This window comes from Kerstersia gyiorum, from assembly GCF_048595715.1.
Taxonomy (GTDB): domain Bacteria; phylum Pseudomonadota; class Gammaproteobacteria; order Burkholderiales; family Burkholderiaceae_B; genus Kerstersia; species Kerstersia gyiorum.
In genome coordinates this window covers 514,181-531,644 of record NZ_CP169556.1, presented here as the reverse complement: position 1 = coordinate 531,644, position 17,464 = coordinate 514,181, and the positions used below count along the sequence as shown (strand labels likewise).

Annotated in this window: 15 protein-coding genes and 1 other RNA gene; 9 read left to right on the top strand and 7 right to left on the bottom strand. The window is 64.5% G+C overall.

Going from position 1 to position 17,464, the window contains the following annotated elements; genetic code table 11:
- Position 1: 1 nt before the first annotated feature.
- The 3 genes from mraZ to ACEW7X_RS02325 form a co-directional block, all read right to left on the bottom strand.
- A complete protein-coding gene (gene mraZ / locus ACEW7X_RS02335; RefSeq protein WP_068374496.1) occupies positions 2–430 on the bottom strand; it encodes a division/cell wall cluster transcriptional repressor MraZ in 429 nt (142 codons plus the stop codon).
- Positions 431–891: 461 nt separating this feature from the next.
- An RNA gene (gene rnpB, locus ACEW7X_RS02330) (RNase P RNA component class A) lies at positions 892–1,279 on the bottom strand.
- Positions 1,280–1,334: 55 nt separating this feature from the next.
- Entirely contained in the window at positions 1,335–2,213 is an 879-nt protein-coding gene (locus ACEW7X_RS02325; RefSeq protein WP_134838031.1) for a prohibitin family protein, read from the bottom strand.
- Between the two features lie 531 nt (positions 2,214–2,744).
- Between ACEW7X_RS02325 and ACEW7X_RS02320 the strand changes: the two genes are divergently transcribed.
- Entirely contained in the window at positions 2,745–4,556 is a 1,812-nt protein-coding gene (locus ACEW7X_RS02320; protein WP_130487716.1) for an ATP-binding cassette domain-containing protein, read from the top strand.
- A 347-nt stretch (positions 4,557–4,903) separates the two neighbouring features.
- Here the strand turns inward: ACEW7X_RS02320 and pyrC are convergent, their stop codons facing one another.
- Positions 4,904–5,983: a dihydroorotase gene (pyrC, locus tag ACEW7X_RS02315; protein WP_420177557.1), complete on the bottom strand. Its 1,080-nt coding sequence runs from the start codon at positions 5,981–5,983 to the stop codon at positions 4,904–4,906.
- A 192-nt stretch (positions 5,984–6,175) separates the two neighbouring features.
- Between pyrC and ACEW7X_RS02310 the strand changes: the two genes are divergently transcribed.
- Positions 6,176–6,451, top strand: coding sequence for an SWIB/MDM2 domain-containing protein (locus ACEW7X_RS02310; RefSeq protein ID WP_068375471.1), 276 nt, complete (start codon positions 6,176–6,178; stop codon positions 6,449–6,451).
- Positions 6,452–6,665: 214 nt separating this feature from the next.
- Here the strand turns inward: ACEW7X_RS02310 and ACEW7X_RS02305 are convergent, their stop codons facing one another.
- The gene (locus ACEW7X_RS02305; RefSeq protein ID WP_165390069.1) at positions 6,666–8,021 is read right to left on the bottom strand and encodes a D-amino acid dehydrogenase; all 1,356 of its coding nucleotides are present in this window, start codon (positions 8,019–8,021) and stop codon (positions 6,666–6,668) included.
- Between the two features lie 290 nt (positions 8,022–8,311).
- On the opposite strand from ACEW7X_RS02305, the gene ACEW7X_RS02300 reads away from it, so the two are divergent.
- The gene (locus ACEW7X_RS02300; RefSeq protein WP_420177556.1) at positions 8,312–9,220 is read left to right on the top strand and encodes a LysR substrate-binding domain-containing protein; all 909 of its coding nucleotides are present in this window, start codon (positions 8,312–8,314) and stop codon (positions 9,218–9,220) included.
- A gap of 21 nt (positions 9,221–9,241) precedes the next feature.
- Here the strand turns inward: ACEW7X_RS02300 and ACEW7X_RS02295 are convergent, their stop codons facing one another.
- Positions 9,242–10,189, bottom strand: a complete 948-nt coding sequence (locus tag ACEW7X_RS02295) for a LysR family transcriptional regulator (RefSeq protein ID WP_420177555.1) — start codon at positions 10,187–10,189, stop codon at positions 9,242–9,244.
- 106 nt (positions 10,190–10,295) lie between these two features.
- Here ACEW7X_RS02295 and ACEW7X_RS02290 point away from each other — a divergent pair, with 106 nt between their 5' ends.
- The 5 genes from ACEW7X_RS02290 (at position 10,296) to hutG (ending at position 15,985) form a co-directional block, all read left to right on the top strand.
- A complete protein-coding gene (locus ACEW7X_RS02290; protein WP_130487721.1) occupies positions 10,296–11,771 on the top strand; it encodes an N-acyl-D-amino-acid deacylase family protein in 1,476 nt (491 codons plus the stop codon).
- 136 nt (positions 11,772–11,907) lie between these two features.
- The gene (locus tag ACEW7X_RS02285) at positions 11,908–13,317 is read left to right on the top strand and encodes a gluconate:proton symporter (protein ID WP_068375485.1); all 1,410 of its coding nucleotides are present in this window, start codon (positions 11,908–11,910) and stop codon (positions 13,315–13,317) included.
- An 18-nt stretch (positions 13,318–13,335) separates the two neighbouring features.
- Positions 13,336–14,184: a serine hydrolase gene (locus ACEW7X_RS02280; protein ID WP_420177554.1), complete on the top strand. Its 849-nt coding sequence runs from the start codon at positions 13,336–13,338 to the stop codon at positions 14,182–14,184.
- A gap of 90 nt (positions 14,185–14,274) precedes the next feature.
- On the top strand, positions 14,275–15,096 hold the full coding sequence (locus ACEW7X_RS02275) for a carbon-nitrogen hydrolase family protein (RefSeq protein WP_130487723.1): 822 nt from the start codon (positions 14,275–14,277) through the stop codon (positions 15,094–15,096).
- Positions 15,097–15,175: 79 nt separating this feature from the next.
- On the top strand, positions 15,176–15,985 hold the full coding sequence (gene hutG, locus ACEW7X_RS02270; RefSeq protein WP_130487724.1) for an N-formylglutamate deformylase: 810 nt from the start codon (positions 15,176–15,178) through the stop codon (positions 15,983–15,985).
- A gap of 127 nt (positions 15,986–16,112) precedes the next feature.
- On the opposite strand, the gene ACEW7X_RS02265 is transcribed toward hutG, so the two are convergent.
- Positions 16,113–16,475 (bottom strand): DUF4870 family protein, encoded by a 363-nt coding sequence (locus ACEW7X_RS02265; RefSeq protein ID WP_068375497.1) that lies wholly within the window; start codon positions 16,473–16,475, stop codon positions 16,113–16,115.
- 458 nt (positions 16,476–16,933) lie between these two features.
- Between ACEW7X_RS02265 and ACEW7X_RS02260 the strand changes: the two genes are divergently transcribed.
- Positions 16,934–17,464, top strand: coding sequence for a sigma-70 family RNA polymerase sigma factor (locus tag ACEW7X_RS02260; RefSeq protein WP_068375503.1), 531 nt, complete (start codon positions 16,934–16,936; stop codon positions 17,462–17,464).

Below are 17,464 nucleotides of genomic sequence, written 5' to 3'. Positions count from 1 at the left end.
GTCAGAAAGAAAACTGGTTCAAAACGTCCGCCATGCCCTGCTGCAGATCCTGCGCCTCCTTGGCGGCCAGCAACTGCGTATCCCACAACTCGAAATGGGTACCCAGACCCATCAGCATGACCTCTTTGACCAGTCCGGCCGCTTGCCGCAACTCCGGCGCCACCAGCACTCGGCCCGCGCTGTCGAGCTCGACATCCTGGGCGTTGCCCAGCAGCAAGCGTTGCAGCGCCCTGGCATTCATGGGGAAACGCACGATCTGTTCGCGCTTCTTTTCCCACTCCGGGCGGGGGTAGACCAGCAAGCAGCCATCAGGGTGGCGCGTCAGGGTCAAACGCCCGTCCGCCTGGGACATCAGGGCGTCACGATGCCGGGCCGGAATTGTCATCCGTCCCTTGGCATCCAGCGTGAGCGCGCTGCTTCCCTGAAACACCCCTTTTCCCCCACCAATAAACACAAAAACCTACTTTCCCCCACTTTAAGAGATCGATATAAGGCGGTCAAGTCGGAATCCCGGTTTTTTTCAATCACAACAAGGACTTAGGATTGACATATTTTCTTACATAGAAAAATATGCTTCAAAATCAGAAAGTTAACCGGTGATATAAAAGCCAGGTGTGAACATCGGGAGGAAATGGAGGGCGCCGGGCATCTGTAAGACAATGCAAATGCCGCCAGACATTAAGAAAATGTGTCACGCCCACACTTGTTACAGGAGCAGTCGGTTTGCTGGGATGAAATGGTGATTTTGCGTGGCGGGCGCAGGAGAATTCCCACCCTGCCCTGGCTGCGATCCGGGCCGCCCCACCGGCAACATGGCTGGTGCCGATGGCGGCCAGGCGCGGTCGGACGCGCCATGGCCGCTGGGGCCATGGCGCGGAATCACTGGAAATCGGTGCAGGATGAACGATAGGCCGGATTCTGTAGACCAGCTTGCGCTGGCCGGCAATCATTCCTCTGGACCGCGCGTTGCCGCGCGGTTCTAGCCGCCTACCCGCATGCTCGGGCGAGCCGCCCTGCGTGGCCGAAACCACACGCATGCCTATTTGACGTTGCTCCGGATAGAGGTTGCCGCGTTTCACCCTGATGCGCCGCGATCTGTTGCCAGACCGCAGGGTACGGAGTGGCCGTACCCGTGCATGCCAGGCATGCCCCCGCATCAGACTCGTCTCTGTGGCCCTAGTCCTCGGCTTGCGCCGGACGGCCGTTAGCCGCTATCCCGCCCTATGGAGTCCGGACCTTCCTCGACACATTGCTGTGCCGCGATTGCCTGTCCATCCTGCGGCGGCGATTGTAGCGCGATACGGGCTACCCGCCGCAGATGAATCAGGTATTACTTATTTGACGCCCAGGAACGGCAGGGCCGAACCCGGCACCTGGGTGGAGGGCAAGGCGCCATCCCACTTTTCCACGGCAATCAGGTTGACCAGGTTGGAATTGCTGGCCAGCGCCTGGCTGCGGGCCAGGATGGCGGCTGCCTCGGCCTCGCCGCGCATGCGGATGCCGTCGGCCTCGGCCTGGAAGCGCTCACGCTGGGCGTCAGCATCGGCGCGCGCCTGCACTACCTGGATATCCGCCTTGATTTCCGCCGTCTGCTTCTGCTGGCGCGTGGTTTCAATCTGCACCTGGGCCAGCATGCGCTGCTCGATGGACTGCTCATAAGCCTTGGAGAAACCGACTTCCTCGACCTGGACGCCTACGATTTGCACCGGCGCATCACGCATCGCGGCCGACACCGCCTGCACGGTTTCCACCCCCAGCTTTTCACGTTCCTGGATGGCGCGCACGGCGGTGAACCGGCCGAACACGTTCTTCACCGCGTCCGGCGTGCGGCGCTCGATCACCCGCACCTGCAGGTTTTCCAGCGTGCCATATTCGCTATAGAGATCGGCCACACGGTCCACCGGCACCCGGTAAGTCACCGATACCTTCATGTTGGCGGGCTGCTGGTCGAACGAATACGCCTCCAGCGGCATGGTCACGTTATGGTCCCGCACCGAAACAAAGCGCACGGAATCCAGCACCGGGGTCTTGAAGCCCAGGCCGGGCTCGGCCACGCTGGACAGTTTGCCGTTGCGCAGCACGACGGCCCGTTCGCCCTGGTCGACCTGGAAGAAGGCGCCAAAAGCGACAAGAATGATAACGACGAACAGCACCAGGAACAGTACCCCGAAGCGGGCGGTGCTCTTGAGCGGCGCCGAAGGTTTGCTGGTCATGCCTGAAACTCCATGATAGTTGGGCGGAACGGTGCCGGCGGCATCAGCCGTGCCGGACCTGGCGGGTTTTGAAGATGAGCCGGAATGCAGGGAAGGCAGCGGGCGTGCCGGCGCGGACGCCGGCTTCGCAGCCGCGTCCGGCGGCGCGGGCTTCAGCGATTTTTCGACAGCCAGGCCCGGATGCCCAGCGCCAGCAGGTAGGCCACCACGGCGGCGCCTATTGCCATCAGGATGTATCGCATGCTGTTTTCCCTTGCGTCTGAAACTCATAAGATTTGGCCTGGGCCGCAGGCCGGATAAAGCTGCGCCAACGATCGTGCCAGCGCCAAAAGACCGCACAATGCGCGGCGGGGCCCAAGGATACAACAACACCCATGTTACCAATTCCTACCATGCGCAAGCAGCCCGCAGCCGTGCGGCAATTCGCAGCCTTGCAGCAAGGATTCGCCCCCAACGCCCTTTGCCTGCGACAATAGCTGCCATTCCCGGCGCGGCAGCGCGCCCTGCCATTGAATTCCTGATCGTGTTTCCATGTCCGCTCCCCTGATTTCCCTGTCCCAAGTACACCTGGCCTTTGGTCACCACCCTTTGCTGGACCATGCCGACCTTTCCATCCAGGAAGGCGAGCGCATCGGCCTGATCGGCCGCAACGGCGCCGGCAAATCGTCGCTGCTGAAACTGCTGTCCGGCGTCATCCATGCGGATGACGGCGAACGGCGAGTCCGTTCGGGGCTGCGCATCCGCACCGTGGAGCAGGAACCCGAGATCGACGAAAGCGGCAACATCCATGAAGCCGTCGCCGGCCCGCTGGACCTGGACGCGGAAGACTGGAGCAAACCGGCACGCGTCGATGCGCTGCTAGAGAAGCTGGGGCTTGATGGCAATGCCGCAGCCACGGGCCTGTCCGGCGGTACGCGCAAACGCATCGCGCTGGCGCGCGCCCTGGCTGACGAACCAGACCTGCTGCTGCTCGACGAGCCGACCAACCACCTGGACTTCGACGGCATCAACTGGCTGGAAGAAGCGCTGCGCCAGGCCACCTGCGCCGTGGTCATCATTACCCACGACCGCCGCTTCCTGGACGCCGTCGCCACCCGTATCGTCGAGCTGGACCGCGGCCAGTTGCTGGGTTTTCCCGGCAACTTTTCACAGTGGCAGCAACACAAGGCGCAATGGCTGGAATCCCAGCGCCTGGAAGAAGCCCGCTTCGACAAGCTGCTGGCGCAGGAAGAAGTCTGGATCCGCAAGGGCGTGGAAGCCCGCCGTACCCGCAACGAAGGCCGCGTGCGCCGCCTGGAGCAACTGCGCGTGGAGCGCGCCCAACGCCGCGACCTGCAGGGCAAGGTCAACCTGCAACTGGACCAGGGTGAACGTTCCGGCAAGCTGGTGGCGGAGCTGGAAAGCGTCAGCAAGACTTTCGGCGACCGCACCGTGATCCGCGATTACTCCACTGCCATCATGCGCGGCGACCGCATCGGCATCATCGGGCCCAATGGCGCGGGCAAAACCACGCTGCTGAAAATCATGCTGGGCGAACTCGCCCCGGACAGCGGCACCGTGCGCCTGGGCAGCAAGCTGCAGGTGGCCTATTTCGACCAGATGCGCGCCCAGCTGGATGAAAACGCCACGCTGGCCGATGTCATCAGTCCGGGCAGTGAATGGGTGGAAATCGGCAACGAGCGCAAGCACATCATGAGCTACCTGGGGGACTTCCTGTTTGCCCCCGCGCGCGCCGGCTCGCCCGTTTCCAGCCTGTCCGGCGGCGAACGTGCCCGCCTGCTGCTGGCGCGGCTATTCGCCCGTCCTGCCAATATCCTGGTACTGGACGAACCCACCAACGACCTGGACGTCGAAACGCTGGAACTGCTGGAAAGCCTGCTGCAGGAATACAGCGGCACAGTACTGCTGGTCAGCCACGACCGCGCATTCCTGGATAACGTTGTCACCCAGACCATCGCCAGCGAAGGCAATGGCGTCTGGCGGGATTACGTCGGCGGCTACGAAGACTGGCTGGCCCAGCGGCCCGCCCCCGCCACGACAGGCGCCGCCCGCCCGGCCCCCGCCCGCGAAGAAGCGCCTGCGCGCAAAAAAACCGCTGCCAAGCCGCAAGGCGTCAAAGCCCTCAGCAGCTGGGAGCAACGGGAACTGGATGCGCTGCCGGGCCAGATCAGCGAACTGGAAAACGAGCAGGAATCCCTGACGGAACAACTGGCCGACGGCAGCCTGTACCGCGACCAGCCCTCCGAAGTCGTGCGCATCCAGGCACGACTGGAAGAAATCGAAACCACCATCCTGGAAAAAATGGAGCGCTGGGAACAATTGGAACTGCGCAGCCAGGGCTGAGCCGCCGCAGGGCTGCCCTCGCGCAGCCCTTCCCCCATTGTTGGGCCGCTGCCAGCCTTTCAATTGACCACGTGCCTAAGCGCAAGCCCCGGACTTCAGGCCGGGGTCGAGCGAGGCAATATCCATACGGCGCCGCAGGCGCCCCTATATCGTGGCGGAGAAGTTTCGGCCTTTAGGCCGAAGTTCTTCACGCCGAGACCGATGCCGCCCTTCAGGCCTGGCAACGCCTGATTCCCTTGGCGGCAAATGGCGGCTTACTACGGTATGCGACATACGACCTGCGGCATAGGCCAAACCTGGCCGCAATAAAACATGCCAGGCCGAATGAACCTGGCATTTTTCACATATCAATCCTGCTGCACCGCCCAGCCCAGCGACTCGCCACCCGCGAGCGGCACAATTTCCAGCCCGCCACGCTCCAGACGCTCCGGAATGGGCGTTTCCCGGCGCAACAGCGTCAGGGTACCGGTATTGCGCGGCAAACCGTAAAAGTCCGCGCCATTGAAACTGGCGAAGGCTTCCAGCTTGTCCAGGCGGCCCATGGCATCGAATGCCGTCGCGTACAGGGCCATGGCATGCAATGCGGTATAGCAACCAGCGCAGCCACAGGCATGCTCTTTGAGGCCGCGGATATGCGGAGCGCTGTCCGTTCCCAGGAAGAAGCGCGGATTGCCGCTGGTCGCGGCCTCCACCAGCGCCAGGCGATGGGTTTCACGCTTGAGTACCGGCAGGCAGTAGAAATGCGGACGCACCCCGCCCAGGAAAATCGCGTTGCGGTTGTACAGCAGATGCTGCGGCGTGATCGTTGCGCCAATCGGGCCTTCCGCCTGCGACACATACGCCACGGCTTCTTTGGTCGTCAGGTGTTCAAACACCACCTTCAGCTCGGGAAACGCCTTGCGCAGCGGAATCATCACGCGGTCGATGAACACGGCTTCCCGGTCGAACAGGTCAATCGCCGGATCGGTCACTTCACCATGCACCAGCAGCGGCAGGCCATGGCGCTGCAAAGCTTCAAGCGCAGGCGCGCAGCGGCCCAGCAAATCCGTTACGCCGGCGTCGGAGTTGGTCGTGGCGCCCGCCGGGTACAGTTTCACCGCTTTGACGAACCCGGACTGCACCGCCCGGCCGATTTCCTCGGCAGTCGTGTTGTCGGTGAGATACAGCGTCATCAGCGGCTCGAAGCGGCCGCCCAGGCCCGCCTGCTCCAGCGCCGCCAGGATGCGTTGCCGATAGGCGCCGGCCTGCTCGGTAGCAACCACCGGCGGACGCAGGTTGGGCATGATGATGGCGCGGCCGAACTGGCTTGCGCTATCGGCCAGCACTGCGCGCAACATCTCGCCGTCGCGCACGTGCAGGTGCCAGTCGTCCGGCCTGGTGATGGTCAGGCTGTCAATACCCGAACCACTCGAATTCTTGGAAGTCACTGCAGACACAAACGCCCCCCGGCTGAAAGCATGATGATGGAAAAATCACGGCCGTGCACACCGCCCTGGCCAGTGCCGGTGCTATTGTAAGAGCTTACCGGGTACAGGCATGAACCGTTTTGTCTTTCGGGCCAAGACAAGTTATGCTGCCGCCGCTAAACCTTTTCAACCCATCAAGCAGGAGTGCCCACGATGGCAAAAGCCCCCGCCGCAGCCGAGCGCAAACCCAATGCAGCCTTCATGAAGCCGCTGACCCCCAGCCCTATCCTGGCTGCCGTCATCGGTGCGGATCCGCTGCCGCGCACGGAAGTCACCAAGAAGATCTGGGAATACATCAAGAAACACGACCTGCAAGACGCCGCCAATCGCCGCAATATCAATGCCGACGACAAGCTGCGCCCGCTGTTCGGCAAGGATCAGGTGTCGATGTTCGAACTGACCAAGCTGGTCAACGCCCACCTGAAATAATCAGGCAGCACTACCCGCCAGGGAGGCCCGGCCGGCTGAGTTGTCAGCCTGAGCTGCCTTCCCCGGCCCATGGCCCGGAATGTCCGGGAGCCAGGAAAACGGACGCCGATGCGTCCTTTTTTTCGTTCTGTGCCGACGTGTGCCCGCGTGAAGCAGGCAAACCCGCCCGGCGGTGCGACCTGCGCCGCGCCTGGAACCGGCTGCGGCAGAAGGTTCAGCGACGGTACTGCAGTCCGTCGAGCGCCAGCCCGGGCTTGCGGCCCAGCATGACATCCGCCACCACCCGGGCACTGCCGTGCGCCAGCGTCCAGCCCAGTGCCCCCTGCCCCACGTTGACAAATACGTTCGCTACCGGGGTGGCGCCCAGCACCGGCGTACCCTTGGGTGTCGCCGGACGCAGTCCGGCCCAGGGCTCGCAGGGCGCGTCCGGCGAGGCCGGCAGCCAGGGCGCTGCGGCCGCCTGCACTTCCCGGCGCAACAATGCCACGCGCGCCGGGTCCAGGCGGCTGTCCTGGCCCACGATATCCACCAGCCCGGCCACGCGCAGGCCCCGGCCCGTCAGCGGCGCATAGACCGTTTTTTTGGCCAGATCGGTAATATTCAGGGACGGCATGGCACTGGACTCCGGCAATGTCAAGCTGTAGCCCTTGAGCGGATAAACCGGCAGGTCCAGCCCGATCTGTGCCCCCAGGGGCGCGCTTTGCGCCCCGCAGGCAATGACGAAAGCATCCCCCTCCACCTCGCCTTGCGGCCCGAACACCGCATGGGCGCCCGCCCCCGGGCGGCGACGCCAACCCTCGACCCGAAAGCCATAATGGAAAGTCACGCCCGCCTGTTGCAGCAATTGCTGCAAACCGACGCAGAAAGCATGGCAATCGCCCACTTCCTCGCTGGGCGTCAGCACCCCTCCCACCATGCGCCGCCCCATGCCACAATCAGGGTGAGCCAAGGCCGGCTCGGCGTCCATGCAGGCCTGCGCATCCAGCACCTGCTGTTCACACCCCAGTGGCGCCTGCAGCGCCACCTGGCGGCGTGCTCCTTCCAGGGCCGAGGCATCGGAATAGACCACCAGCTTGCCATTGCGACGATAGGAAAACGACAGGCCTGCGCCCTGGGGAGTTTCCAGAAATGCATGCATGAGGTCACGGCTGTAGAACGCCAGGCGCAGCAGGCGCTCGGTGGTCAGCTGGCTTTGCCGCGCATTGCAGGCGGCGGCGAACTGCATCAGCCAGCGCCACTGGCGCCAATCGGCGCGCGGTCGCCAGCGCAGCGGCGAGGCCGGATTGAACAACCAGGTCACGGCTTGCCCCAGCACGCCCGGCCCGGCGAGCGGCGCCACATAGCTATAGGATAGTTGCGCGCCATTGCCATGACTGGCACCCAGGGCGGGCGCCTGGGCCTGGTCCAGCACCGTCACCTCCAGGCCTTCCTGGCGCAGATACCACGCCGTCAACAAGCCTGTAATGCCCGAGCCCAGCACCACCGCGTGGCGCAAACCGGGCTGGATTCCCGTTCCTTGATGTTCCGATGAGGCCTGCCGGCCTTGTGTACTGACTGACGCCACCTTCATTCCCCTAGCCGTGGTATTGCCTGATGCTCCGCCAGCGCGCCAACCGCCGCTGCGGCACCTGTTGCCTGACGCCTGCGCCTGCCGCTTCCGTGTCGGGAAGCGGCCTGGCGAGATCGCTGCATTTTCAAGACTATTCCCTGACAGTCTTGGCAGACCTCGAAAAAATACAGGCATGCAAAGTTTCCGTCACCGCGCCACCTGCTGTCCAACAAAATAAAAGTACCCCCCTTTGCATTTTTTCGATACCCTTGCCGCATCCCTGTGCTGCCCGCCCCTGGTCCCGGAGTCTCATGAAACATCCTACGCAGCGCCTGCTGCCTGCGACCGTCAACCTCAATACGTTTGAAGTCATTGCCCGGCGCGGCAGCATTACCGCAGCGGCACAGGATCTGGGACTGACCCAGAGCGCCGTCAGCCGCCAGCTGACCGACCTGGAAAATTTCGTTGGCGCCGCCCTGTGCCTGCGTACCCCGACCGGGCTGGCGCTGACGGAAGCCGGCGCCAGCTACCTGCGACGCATCCGCTATCTGCTGGATGAACTGGAGTCTGCGTCGATTGCCGTCGCCACCCGATCTGTGCCCGATACCGTCATCCGGATTTCCGTCCCGACGACGTTCGGCACGCTGTGGGCCATGCCCCGGCTCAGCCAATTCGCGCTCGCCCACCCGGCGATCCAACTGGATGTGGTCACCCATGTCGGGCCCATCTCGGTTCGAGATTCGGTGCTGGACGCTGCCATCGTACATTGCGAGGGCCCGGAACCCGGCTGTGTCGGCGACATGCTGGCCCCCCTGATTTCCTGGCCCATGGCTGCCCCGGCGCTATGTCCCCAGGCGCCGCTCGCCCCCGAACGAATGGCCGGGCTGCCGCTCCTGCACCTGACATCGTCGCCCAACGCCTGGCCAGCCTATCTGCGCCAACTCGGACAACGCATCGAAGTCCCCGCACCCGGCGCGCACTACAGCCTGCTGACGCTCTCCATTACCGCGACTGAAGCCGGTCTGGGCGCTGCGCTGCTGCCCGAATACGTCGCCGGGGACGCCCTGCGCGCCGGCCGGCTGGTGCGTCTGCACGATGAGCCCTTCGCGTCACCAAGGGACTATTTTTTCATTTCAACGGAAGAACGTGCGCATAGTCCGGCCATCCAGGCCTTGCGCCAATGGCTGACTGCCGCCACGACTTCCGACGCGCAGGCTTAAGCCCCGTCATCCGCCGCCGGCCTATGACGGCAAGCGGCAACCTACCGGCAAGGCGGCCCGGCGCACCTGTTTCCGGATGGCATCGGCCAAGGCCTGGGCGGCGGGTGTCGGCGCGTGCTCTTCATGAAACATCAGGCACAGCAAGCGCACCACCGTCGGTTCGCGCAGCAAGGCATAGGCAAGGCCCGGCGCCATCACACGCTTGGCGGCCAGCGCCGGCAGCACGGCAATGGCCAGCCCGCTTTGCACGATGGCAGCCTGCGAAGTCGTGCTGGACGCCTCGTAAAACGGCGCAGCCGCCTCGATGGGCAGATCTGCGCGCGACTGCAGCAGGGCCATGATGCCGGTTTCATCCACCACCCCCACCAGTTTGCGCCCAACCAGATCCTCCCAGGCCACCGTACCGGCGTCGTCTGGCCGGATATCCGCGTCGTCGCTGCGGTACAGCACGCCGAAGGTGTCTTCCAGCAAGGGTTCGCAATCCAGTCCATGCACATCGGCCCAGCGGCTGGTCAGCCCAAAATCCACATCGCCCGCCACCACCTGGCGCTGGATGCGGCCGGAGTTGTCATCACGCAGATAAAGACGGACGCCCGGATAGCGCACCGCGAATGTCGCTGCCGCTGGCGCTATCAGTTCGGTGATCGCCGAGGGTGCGGCCGCGACGCCGACCCGTCCGCGTTCCAGCGCGCCATAGCGCACCACATCCTCGATGGCACCATCGAAATCGGCCAGCAGGCGCGTCACGCGCGGCAGAAACTCCTGCCCGACCTGAGTCAGCGCCACGCGCCGGCTGGTGCGCGAGAACAATTGGGTTCCCAGCGCCGATTCCAGCTGCCGGATCAGGCCGGTCACCGAGGACTGGGTCTGGAACAGGCGATGCGCCGCATGCGTGAAACTCGCCTCCTGGGCGACGGCGACAAAAGCATTGAGGTGCTTCAGCGTGATGTGCTTGGGCAGTCGATTCATAACAAATCCTGATCAATGCATTAACTAAAAGGATTTTTCAGATGGATGCTGGCTTTGGATAATAAAGCCAGCCCATTCCGTTCAGGAAGGGCGTCAGGAGGAAGACATGCAGAACAACACCCGGGAATTCGATCTGAAGATCACGGACGGCTGGCTTATCGACGGCACCGGCGCCGAACGCCGCCGTGCCGACATCGGTATTCTGGACGGCCGCGTCGCCGCCCTCGGCGATCTGGGCCAGGCGCCAGCCCGCCAGACGCTCAGCGCTGGCGGCCATATCGTCGCGCCCGGCTTCATCGACACTCATGGCCACGATGATCTCATGTTCGTGGAAAAGCCGCAGCTGGACTGGAAAACCAGCCAAGGCATCACAACCGTGGTCGTCGGCAACTGTGGCGTCAGCGCCTCGCCCGCCCCCATGCCGGGCAACACCGCCGCCGCACTGGCGCTGCTGGGTGAATCCCCGCTGTTCCCGGACATGCATACCTACCTGCAGGCCCTGCGCGGCCTGCACCCAATGATCAACGTAGCCGCGCTGGTAGGCCACGCCAACCTGCGCCTGGCCGTCATGCAGGACCCGATGGCCACGCCGACCGAGGCGGAACAACAGGCCATGGAGACCCTGCTGCGCGAATCGCTGCAGGCCGGCGCCGTCGGTTTCAGCACCGGCCTGGCCTATGAACCGGGCAGCGTCTCGAAACTGGAAGAACTCGACGGCCTGGCGCACATTGCAGCCGCCGCCGGCTCGCTGCACACCAGCCACATCCGCAACGAAGGCGATGACGTCGAGGCCGCCGTTGACGAAGTACTGGGCATCAGCCGCCGCACCGGCTGCGCCACGCTGGTATCGCACCACAAATGCATGCTCAAGGCCAACTGGGGCCGCAGCCAATACACCCTGGCCAACATCGACCTGGCCCGCACGCAGGGGCTGGATGTTGCGCTCGACATCTACCCCTATCCGGGCAGCTCCACCATCCTGATCCCGGAACGCGCCGACCTGATCGACGATATCCGCATCACCTGGTCCACGCCGCACCCTGAATGCAGCGGCAAGTACCTGTCGGACATCGCCTGGGAATGGGGCTGTGACCGCGAAACCGCCGCCCGCCGCCTGCTGCCTGCCGGCGCCATCTATTTCGCCATGGACGAAGACGAGGTGCAGCGCATCTTCCGCCACCCCTGCTGCATGGTGGGCTCCGACGGCCTGCCCAGTGACGAACGTCCGCACCCGCGCCTGTGGGGCAGCTTCACACGCATCCTCGGCCGCTACGTGCGCGAATGCCAGCTGATGCCGCTGGAACAGGCCGTGGCACGCATGACGGCGCTGCCCGCATCCGTTTTCGGCCTGCGCGACCGTGGCACGCTGCGCGAAGGTGCCTGGGCCGACATCGTGATCTTCGATCCCGAAACCGTCGAGGACCGCGCGACCTGGGAAAATCCGACCCAACCTTCCGTCGGCGTGGACGCGGTACTGGTGAACGGGACTCAGGTATTTCCCAAACTTGAAGGCGTGCAACGCCCCGGGCAAGTCCTTCAGCGAGAATTTCCAGCCATGTCCGGCAATGCCGGCGAGGCCTGAAACACCCCGGATGAGCGCAAGCCCGCACCGGCATACAACAACAGCGGCCAACCACCAACCAGGACAGCATGGCCGCAACAGCGGGTCCGACACTTTCCGATCACAGCGGACTCAAAGGTAATAGGAAGGAGACATCATGACGCTCACGCAAAAAATGCCCCAGGGCAAGCGCAACGCCGCCATCGCGGTGTTCCTGGTCGGCCTCGCCATTGCGCTCTACACCCATTTCGTCATCCCCGGCGAGACTTCGCTGTGGGGCCTGACGCCCGTCGTGGTCTTTGCGGTCATCGCCCTGCTGGGCGTGGACATCGTGCTCTCGACGATCGCCGCCATCGTACTCGGTGCCATCATGACCGGCACCACGCCCATCGCCATGGGCAAGCTGCTGGCTGACTCGCTGGGTTCCTTCATTGCGGTGGTCGGCCTGATCATCGTGCTGGGCGCCGGCGTCGGCGAAGTCGCAGCCCGTACCGGCGCGGCCGAGCAGCTGGTGCGTGCCATCGTGAAGCGCATCGGCCTGTCCAACCAGCGGCGCGTACGCCTGGGCATCATGATCACCTCGACGCTGATCTGTGGCGCCCTGGGCACGCTGGCAGGCGGCAACGCCATCATCGCCGCCGTGGTCATCCCCATCGCCGCTGCGGTCCGCCTGTCTCCGCCCGCCGTGGCCGCCCTGTTCCAGACCGCCGGCTCCGCCGGACTGGTGCTCGGTCCCTTCACGCCCAATGTCGTGACCGTCACCGGCCTGACGGGCCTGACCTATGTCGAGTACCTGACGGTGGCCGGCATTCCCATGGCCATCGCCACGCTGCTCACCGGCTGGTTCATGTCCGGCCGTATCCAGAAGATCACCGAACCGCACTTCCAGTACGAAGAAGCCGCGCTCGGCCAGGCTGCGCTGAACCTCTCGCGCCCGGCCGCCCCCAGCGCCGTACGCGCTGCCTGGGCCTTCTGCCTGACCATCATCCTGTTGGCCATTGTCGGCATCAGCGCCAAGGCCGGCTTTGCCTTCGCGATCATCGTGATGGTTTCGCTGGGCGCCACCACCGGCCTGGCCGGCGGCATGCAACCGCGTGAAATCCTCCAGGCCATGTATGCCGGCTCGGGCAAGCTGATCTGGATATTCTTCCTGTTCTGGCTGTTCAACCCGGTGCTGGTGCTGGTCGACAAGCTCAATGCCTACCACGCCCTGCTGGACGTCGTGCAACCCTACCTGGTCGGTGTCAGCGGCGCCGTGCTGTGCATCATCATCGTGGCCTTCAACGTCGTGGGACACATTCCCGGCGCCGCCGTCGCGCAGATGACATTCACCGCCAAGATATTCGGGCCGGTACTGGCCGCCGCCGGCGTCGGCCCTGCCGCCACCACGGCAGTGATCCTCGGCAGCTCGCAGATCGACTGGTTCGGTCCCTTCCCGTCGTCGGACATGTTCGGGCAGATGGGACTGGCACGCTCGACCCAGCTGAAGTACATGCTCTATAACGGCTGGGCAGTCATGGGCGTGAACCTGCTGATGTTCTGCGGTCTGTTCTTCATCCTGGTCTAACGCAAAAGAGGCAACGGCATGTTCGAATTGGGTCATCCACCCGCCGATATGGCCGGCCTGCGCAGCAGGCTGGCCCAAGGCCTGGCTCCCATCCTGGCCGGCACCCAGGCACGCGTCACCATGGCCGTGCATGCCCTGGACGGCACGCCGCTGTTCGAGCGCGAGGCCGGGACGGCCATGCCGTCGGCCAGCCTGATCAAGATACCCATCCTGATGCTGCTGCTCGAGCAGGTGGCAGCCGGCCGCTGGCCGCTGGACCACATGCTGTCGCTGGAGCACACCGAGCGCGTGGGCGGCACGGGCATACTCAACCAATTGCCCAGCGTGCGCAGCCTGCAACTGGAAGAGCTGGGCCGCCTAATGATCGTGCTGAGCGACAACGTCGCCACCAACGCGCTGATCGACTGGCTCGGCCTGGACTCCGTCACGCAATGGTGCCAGCGTGCCGGATTGCCGCAAACCCGTCTGGAACGCCGCATGATGGACGCCCAGGCGCGCGCTGCTGGCCGCGACAACTGGACCAGCGCCGCCGATGCCTGTGCCGCACTGCTCTGGCTGCTGCGCAGCAGCAGCCTGCCCGCGCCGCTGCGTCAGCTCGGCCTGCAAATGCTGGCCGACCAGCGTGAGCAATCGCACTTCGGCGCCGCGCTGCCTGCGCACGCCAAGCTGGCCAACAAAACCGGCCAGCTGCACGGGCTGCGCCACGATGCCGGCATCCTGTCGGCTGGCGGCCAGAGTGTCGTTCTGGCTGTGCTGGCCGATGGTTTCACCGACCCGCGTACCAGCATGACCCTGTATGGCGGCGATGGCGCCGCCCTGCTGGCGCAACTCGCCCGGGCCGTCGCCCTGGCCCTGTCTGCGTCCTGATCCCGGCGCGGCAACGCTGGCTCAAGCTGGCGTCCGGCCCGTCCCGATGCGCCCCGGCAACCGGGGTGGCATCCCCCAAGGAGAAACACCATGACCACACGCGTGGCACTGATCCAGCTCGACAGCGGCAACGACCGCGCCGCCAATCTGGCGGAAATCGAGCACTGGGTCCTGGCTGCGGCCCAGGATGGCGCCCAGCTCATCATCACCCCCGAATACAGCGATGTACGTGGCGACGCCGCGCTGCTGCAACAACAGGCATCCCCGGTTCCCGGCGTCGTGACCGAACACATGGCATCCCTGGCACGCCGCACCGGCTGCTGGATCCAGCTTGGCTCCATGCACGAGCGGCTGGCGGACGACCCGCGCCTGGGCAACACCAGCCTGGTATTCAACCCGGACGGGCAGATTGCTGCCAGCTATCGCAAAACGCATCTGTACGATGCCGTGGTCAATGGCATGCCCTACCTGGAATCCGACGATTTCGCCCCCGGCGCCGCCCTCACCACCGTCGAAGCAGCCGGACTGCAGCTCGGCCTGAGTATCTGCTACGACATCCGCTTTGCCGAGCTGTTCCGTGCGCTGCGTTCCCGTGGCGCCAATGTTCTGGTCGTTCCGGCCGCCTTCAATGTCCATACCGGCAGGGATCACTGGGAAGTATTGCTGCGCGCCCGCGCCATCGAAAACCAGTGCTATGTGCTGGCCGCCGCGCAGATCGGCGGCCCCGGCCCGGCCCTGCCCTGCCTGGGCCGCAGCATGATCATCGACCCTTGGGGCACCGTACTGGCCTGCATGCCCGACCAGCCCGGCTATATTTGCGCCGACCTGGACCCGACGCGCGTCACCATGCTGCGCGACAAGCTGCCAGCCTGGTCGCACCGCCGTGGCGACCTGTATCCCACCAGCCCCTGAGCCGCACGCCAGACGCTGCCCGTATTCCCCTGTTTTCACACCCGCGCCCTGCGCGGGCGCTCCTGCCAGGAGAGCCCTCATGACCGAAGCCAGTCCCGCCGTCTATACCTTTCATCAGGGAACGGCCCCCCTGCTGATTTCCATGCCGCACGCCGGCACCTACGTGCCGCCTGAGCTTGCCGCCCGCTTCACCGAGGAAGCCCGGCAAGTCCCGGATACCGATTGGCATATGCCCCGCCTGTATGCTTTTGCCCGGGAAATGGGCGCATCCATCCTGTGCGCGAACTACTCGCGCTACGTCGTGGACCAGAACCGTCCGCCAGACGGCGCCAGCCTCTACCCCGGCCAGAGCGTCACCGGCCTGTGTCCGGTGGATACCTTCTACGACACACCCATTTATGCCGCGGGCGACGTGCCAGACGCAGCAGAAATCGCGGCGCGCCGTGTCGCCCTCTGGCAGCCCTATCATGATTGCCTGCGCCAGGAACTGGATCGCCTGCGCAGCCTGCACGGCCGTGTCGTGCTCTGGGATGCCCACTCCATCCGCTCTGTCGTTCCCCGTTTCTTCGAAGGCAAACTGCCGGACCTGAACCTCGGCACGGCAGACGGAAAAAGCTGCGACCCGGCGCTGGCCGGGAAACTGCTCGCCGTGGCCAGCAGCGACACACGCTACACCAGCGTACTCAATGGCCGCTTCAAGGGCGGCCACATCACCCGTCACTACGGCGCCCCCGAGGCCGGCATCCACGCGGTGCAGCTGGAAATGGCGCAATGCTGCTATATGGAAGAAGCCCTGCCCTTCGCTTATCTGGAAGAGCGGGCCCGGGAAATCCAGCCGCTGCTGCGCCGCATGCTCGACAGCGCCCTGGCATACGCCCGCCAGGCTTGAACCCGGCTCCGCACCCGCCAGCCTGTACCGCAGGCCGGCATGCATAAAAAATGCGCCCGATCCAGAAACCGGATCGGGCGCATTTTCTTCGGACAACCGGCGGGAACCGGCGCCGGAACACGGAGAATTACTCGTAATCGACGGGCGAACGGCCTTCGACCAGTGCCAGCCAGCCGCGGATGACGCGGTACAGCGCCCAGACGATGGTAGCGAATACGCCCAGCCAGCCGATATAGATCAGCGTGGCCAGGAAGCTGACAGCCAGCGCCAGCACGCTCCACCAGAACGTGGCCAGCAGCCAGGCAGCATGACCATCGAAATAGGTAGCGGCAAAATCCTGGCGCTTGACGTACAGCAGGATCACACCAGCGACCGCAGCCAGGCCCAGAAAGCCCGCACTGATCAGCGACACGGCAAACAGGCCATAGACGATGTGCATAACGGTCTGCAGGCTCAATTCGGGCGAGCCGGATTGCGGCAGGTTGCTCATGTTGATCGACTCCTTATCAAAACAGCGGATATCTTACCGCGTTGTCTGTAATAACGTGTTGCAGCGCCGCGCCATCCTGCGCCTGCGCCGCTTGCGCGCACCGGCATTTTCCTGCACGTTTTCCATTACGGCGCAAACCTGCCGCCCCTGTCTGGCGGCAACCGCCCACGCCAGCGAAGCGTACCCGAACGCATGGCTGCGCCAACCCCGGATGTTGCAGGATTTCCACGGCCAGCCAGAATAAACAGGAATGAGAGTTATAATCATCAAAGAATTCTGCTCCGGCTACCGATCCGGGTTGCCGCCAGCTGGCCTCCGTCTGCCGTGCAGCCAGCCCGCCATCCCCAGGATCGCAGCCGCGCCTGTCGGGCAATGTGCACACCTGAAAAGGCCCGCTGCCCCCCATGCACCGGTCGCCATGCAACCGTCTTCACTGCAACACGTCTCGCTGAAAGGCCATGCCCTCTTCCGCCCTTACGCCATCGGCCGATATCGCCACGCTATACGCTGACCATCACAGCTGGCTGCGCAACTGGATTGCCAGCAAGCTGCAGCATTCCGGCCGCGAAGTGGCGGAAGACCTGGCGCATGATACCTTCGTCAGCCTGATCAGCAGCCGCAACCGCGCCCCTGAACCCGACGAGTTGCTCAAGCCTCGCGCCTACCTGGCCACCGTCGCCAAGGGCGTGGTGGTCAGTTGGATACGCCGCCAGTCGCTGGAACGTGCCTGGCTGGAAACACTGGCCACGCTGCCCGAACCGCAACACCCCTCCCCTGAGCACCAGCATGTCATCGTCGAAACGCTGGCCGAGATCGACGCCATGCTCGACACCCTGAAGCCGCGCGCCAAGCAGGCGTTCCTCATGGCAACGGTGGACGGCATGAAACAGGCGGATATCGCCACGGCACTGGGCATCAGCATTCCGACCGTCAAGAGCTATATGCACAAGGCGTACCTGCTGTGCCTGAGCCAGATGCCCGACGACTGA

Excerpts from the sequence above, each read along its gene's own strand:
- ACEW7X_RS02325 (WP_134838031.1), bottom strand. The coding sequence starts at position 2,213 with ATGACCAGCAAACCTTCGGCGCCGCTCAAGAGCACCGCCCGCTTCGGG.
- ACEW7X_RS02320 (WP_130487716.1), top strand. The coding sequence starts at position 2,745 with ATGTCCGCTCCCCTGATTTCCCTGTCCCAAGTACACCTGGCCTTTGGT.
- ACEW7X_RS02310 (WP_068375471.1), top strand. The coding sequence starts at position 6,176 with ATGGCAAAAGCCCCCGCCGCAGCCGAGCGCAAACCCAATGCAGCCTTC.
- ACEW7X_RS02305 (WP_165390069.1), bottom strand. The coding sequence starts at position 8,021 with ATGAAGGTGGCGTCAGTCAGTACACAAGGCCGGCAGGCCTCATCGGAA.
- ACEW7X_RS02300 (WP_420177556.1), top strand. The coding sequence starts at position 8,312 with ATGAAACATCCTACGCAGCGCCTGCTGCCTGCGACCGTCAACCTCAAT.
- ACEW7X_RS02295 (WP_420177555.1), bottom strand. The coding sequence starts at position 10,189 with ATGAATCGACTGCCCAAGCACATCACGCTGAAGCACCTCAATGCTTTT.
- ACEW7X_RS02290 (WP_130487721.1), top strand. The coding sequence starts at position 10,296 with ATGCAGAACAACACCCGGGAATTCGATCTGAAGATCACGGACGGCTGG.
- ACEW7X_RS02285 (WP_068375485.1), top strand. The coding sequence starts at position 11,908 with ATGACGCTCACGCAAAAAATGCCCCAGGGCAAGCGCAACGCCGCCATC.
- ACEW7X_RS02280 (WP_420177554.1), top strand. The coding sequence starts at position 13,336 with ATGTTCGAATTGGGTCATCCACCCGCCGATATGGCCGGCCTGCGCAGC.
- ACEW7X_RS02275 (WP_130487723.1), top strand. The coding sequence starts at position 14,275 with ATGACCACACGCGTGGCACTGATCCAGCTCGACAGCGGCAACGACCGC.
- hutG (WP_130487724.1), top strand. The coding sequence starts at position 15,176 with ATGACCGAAGCCAGTCCCGCCGTCTATACCTTTCATCAGGGAACGGCC.
- ACEW7X_RS02265 (WP_068375497.1), bottom strand. The coding sequence starts at position 16,475 with ATGAGCAACCTGCCGCAATCCGGCTCGCCCGAATTGAGCCTGCAGACC.
- ACEW7X_RS02260 (WP_068375503.1), top strand. The coding sequence starts at position 16,934 with ATGCCCTCTTCCGCCCTTACGCCATCGGCCGATATCGCCACGCTATAC.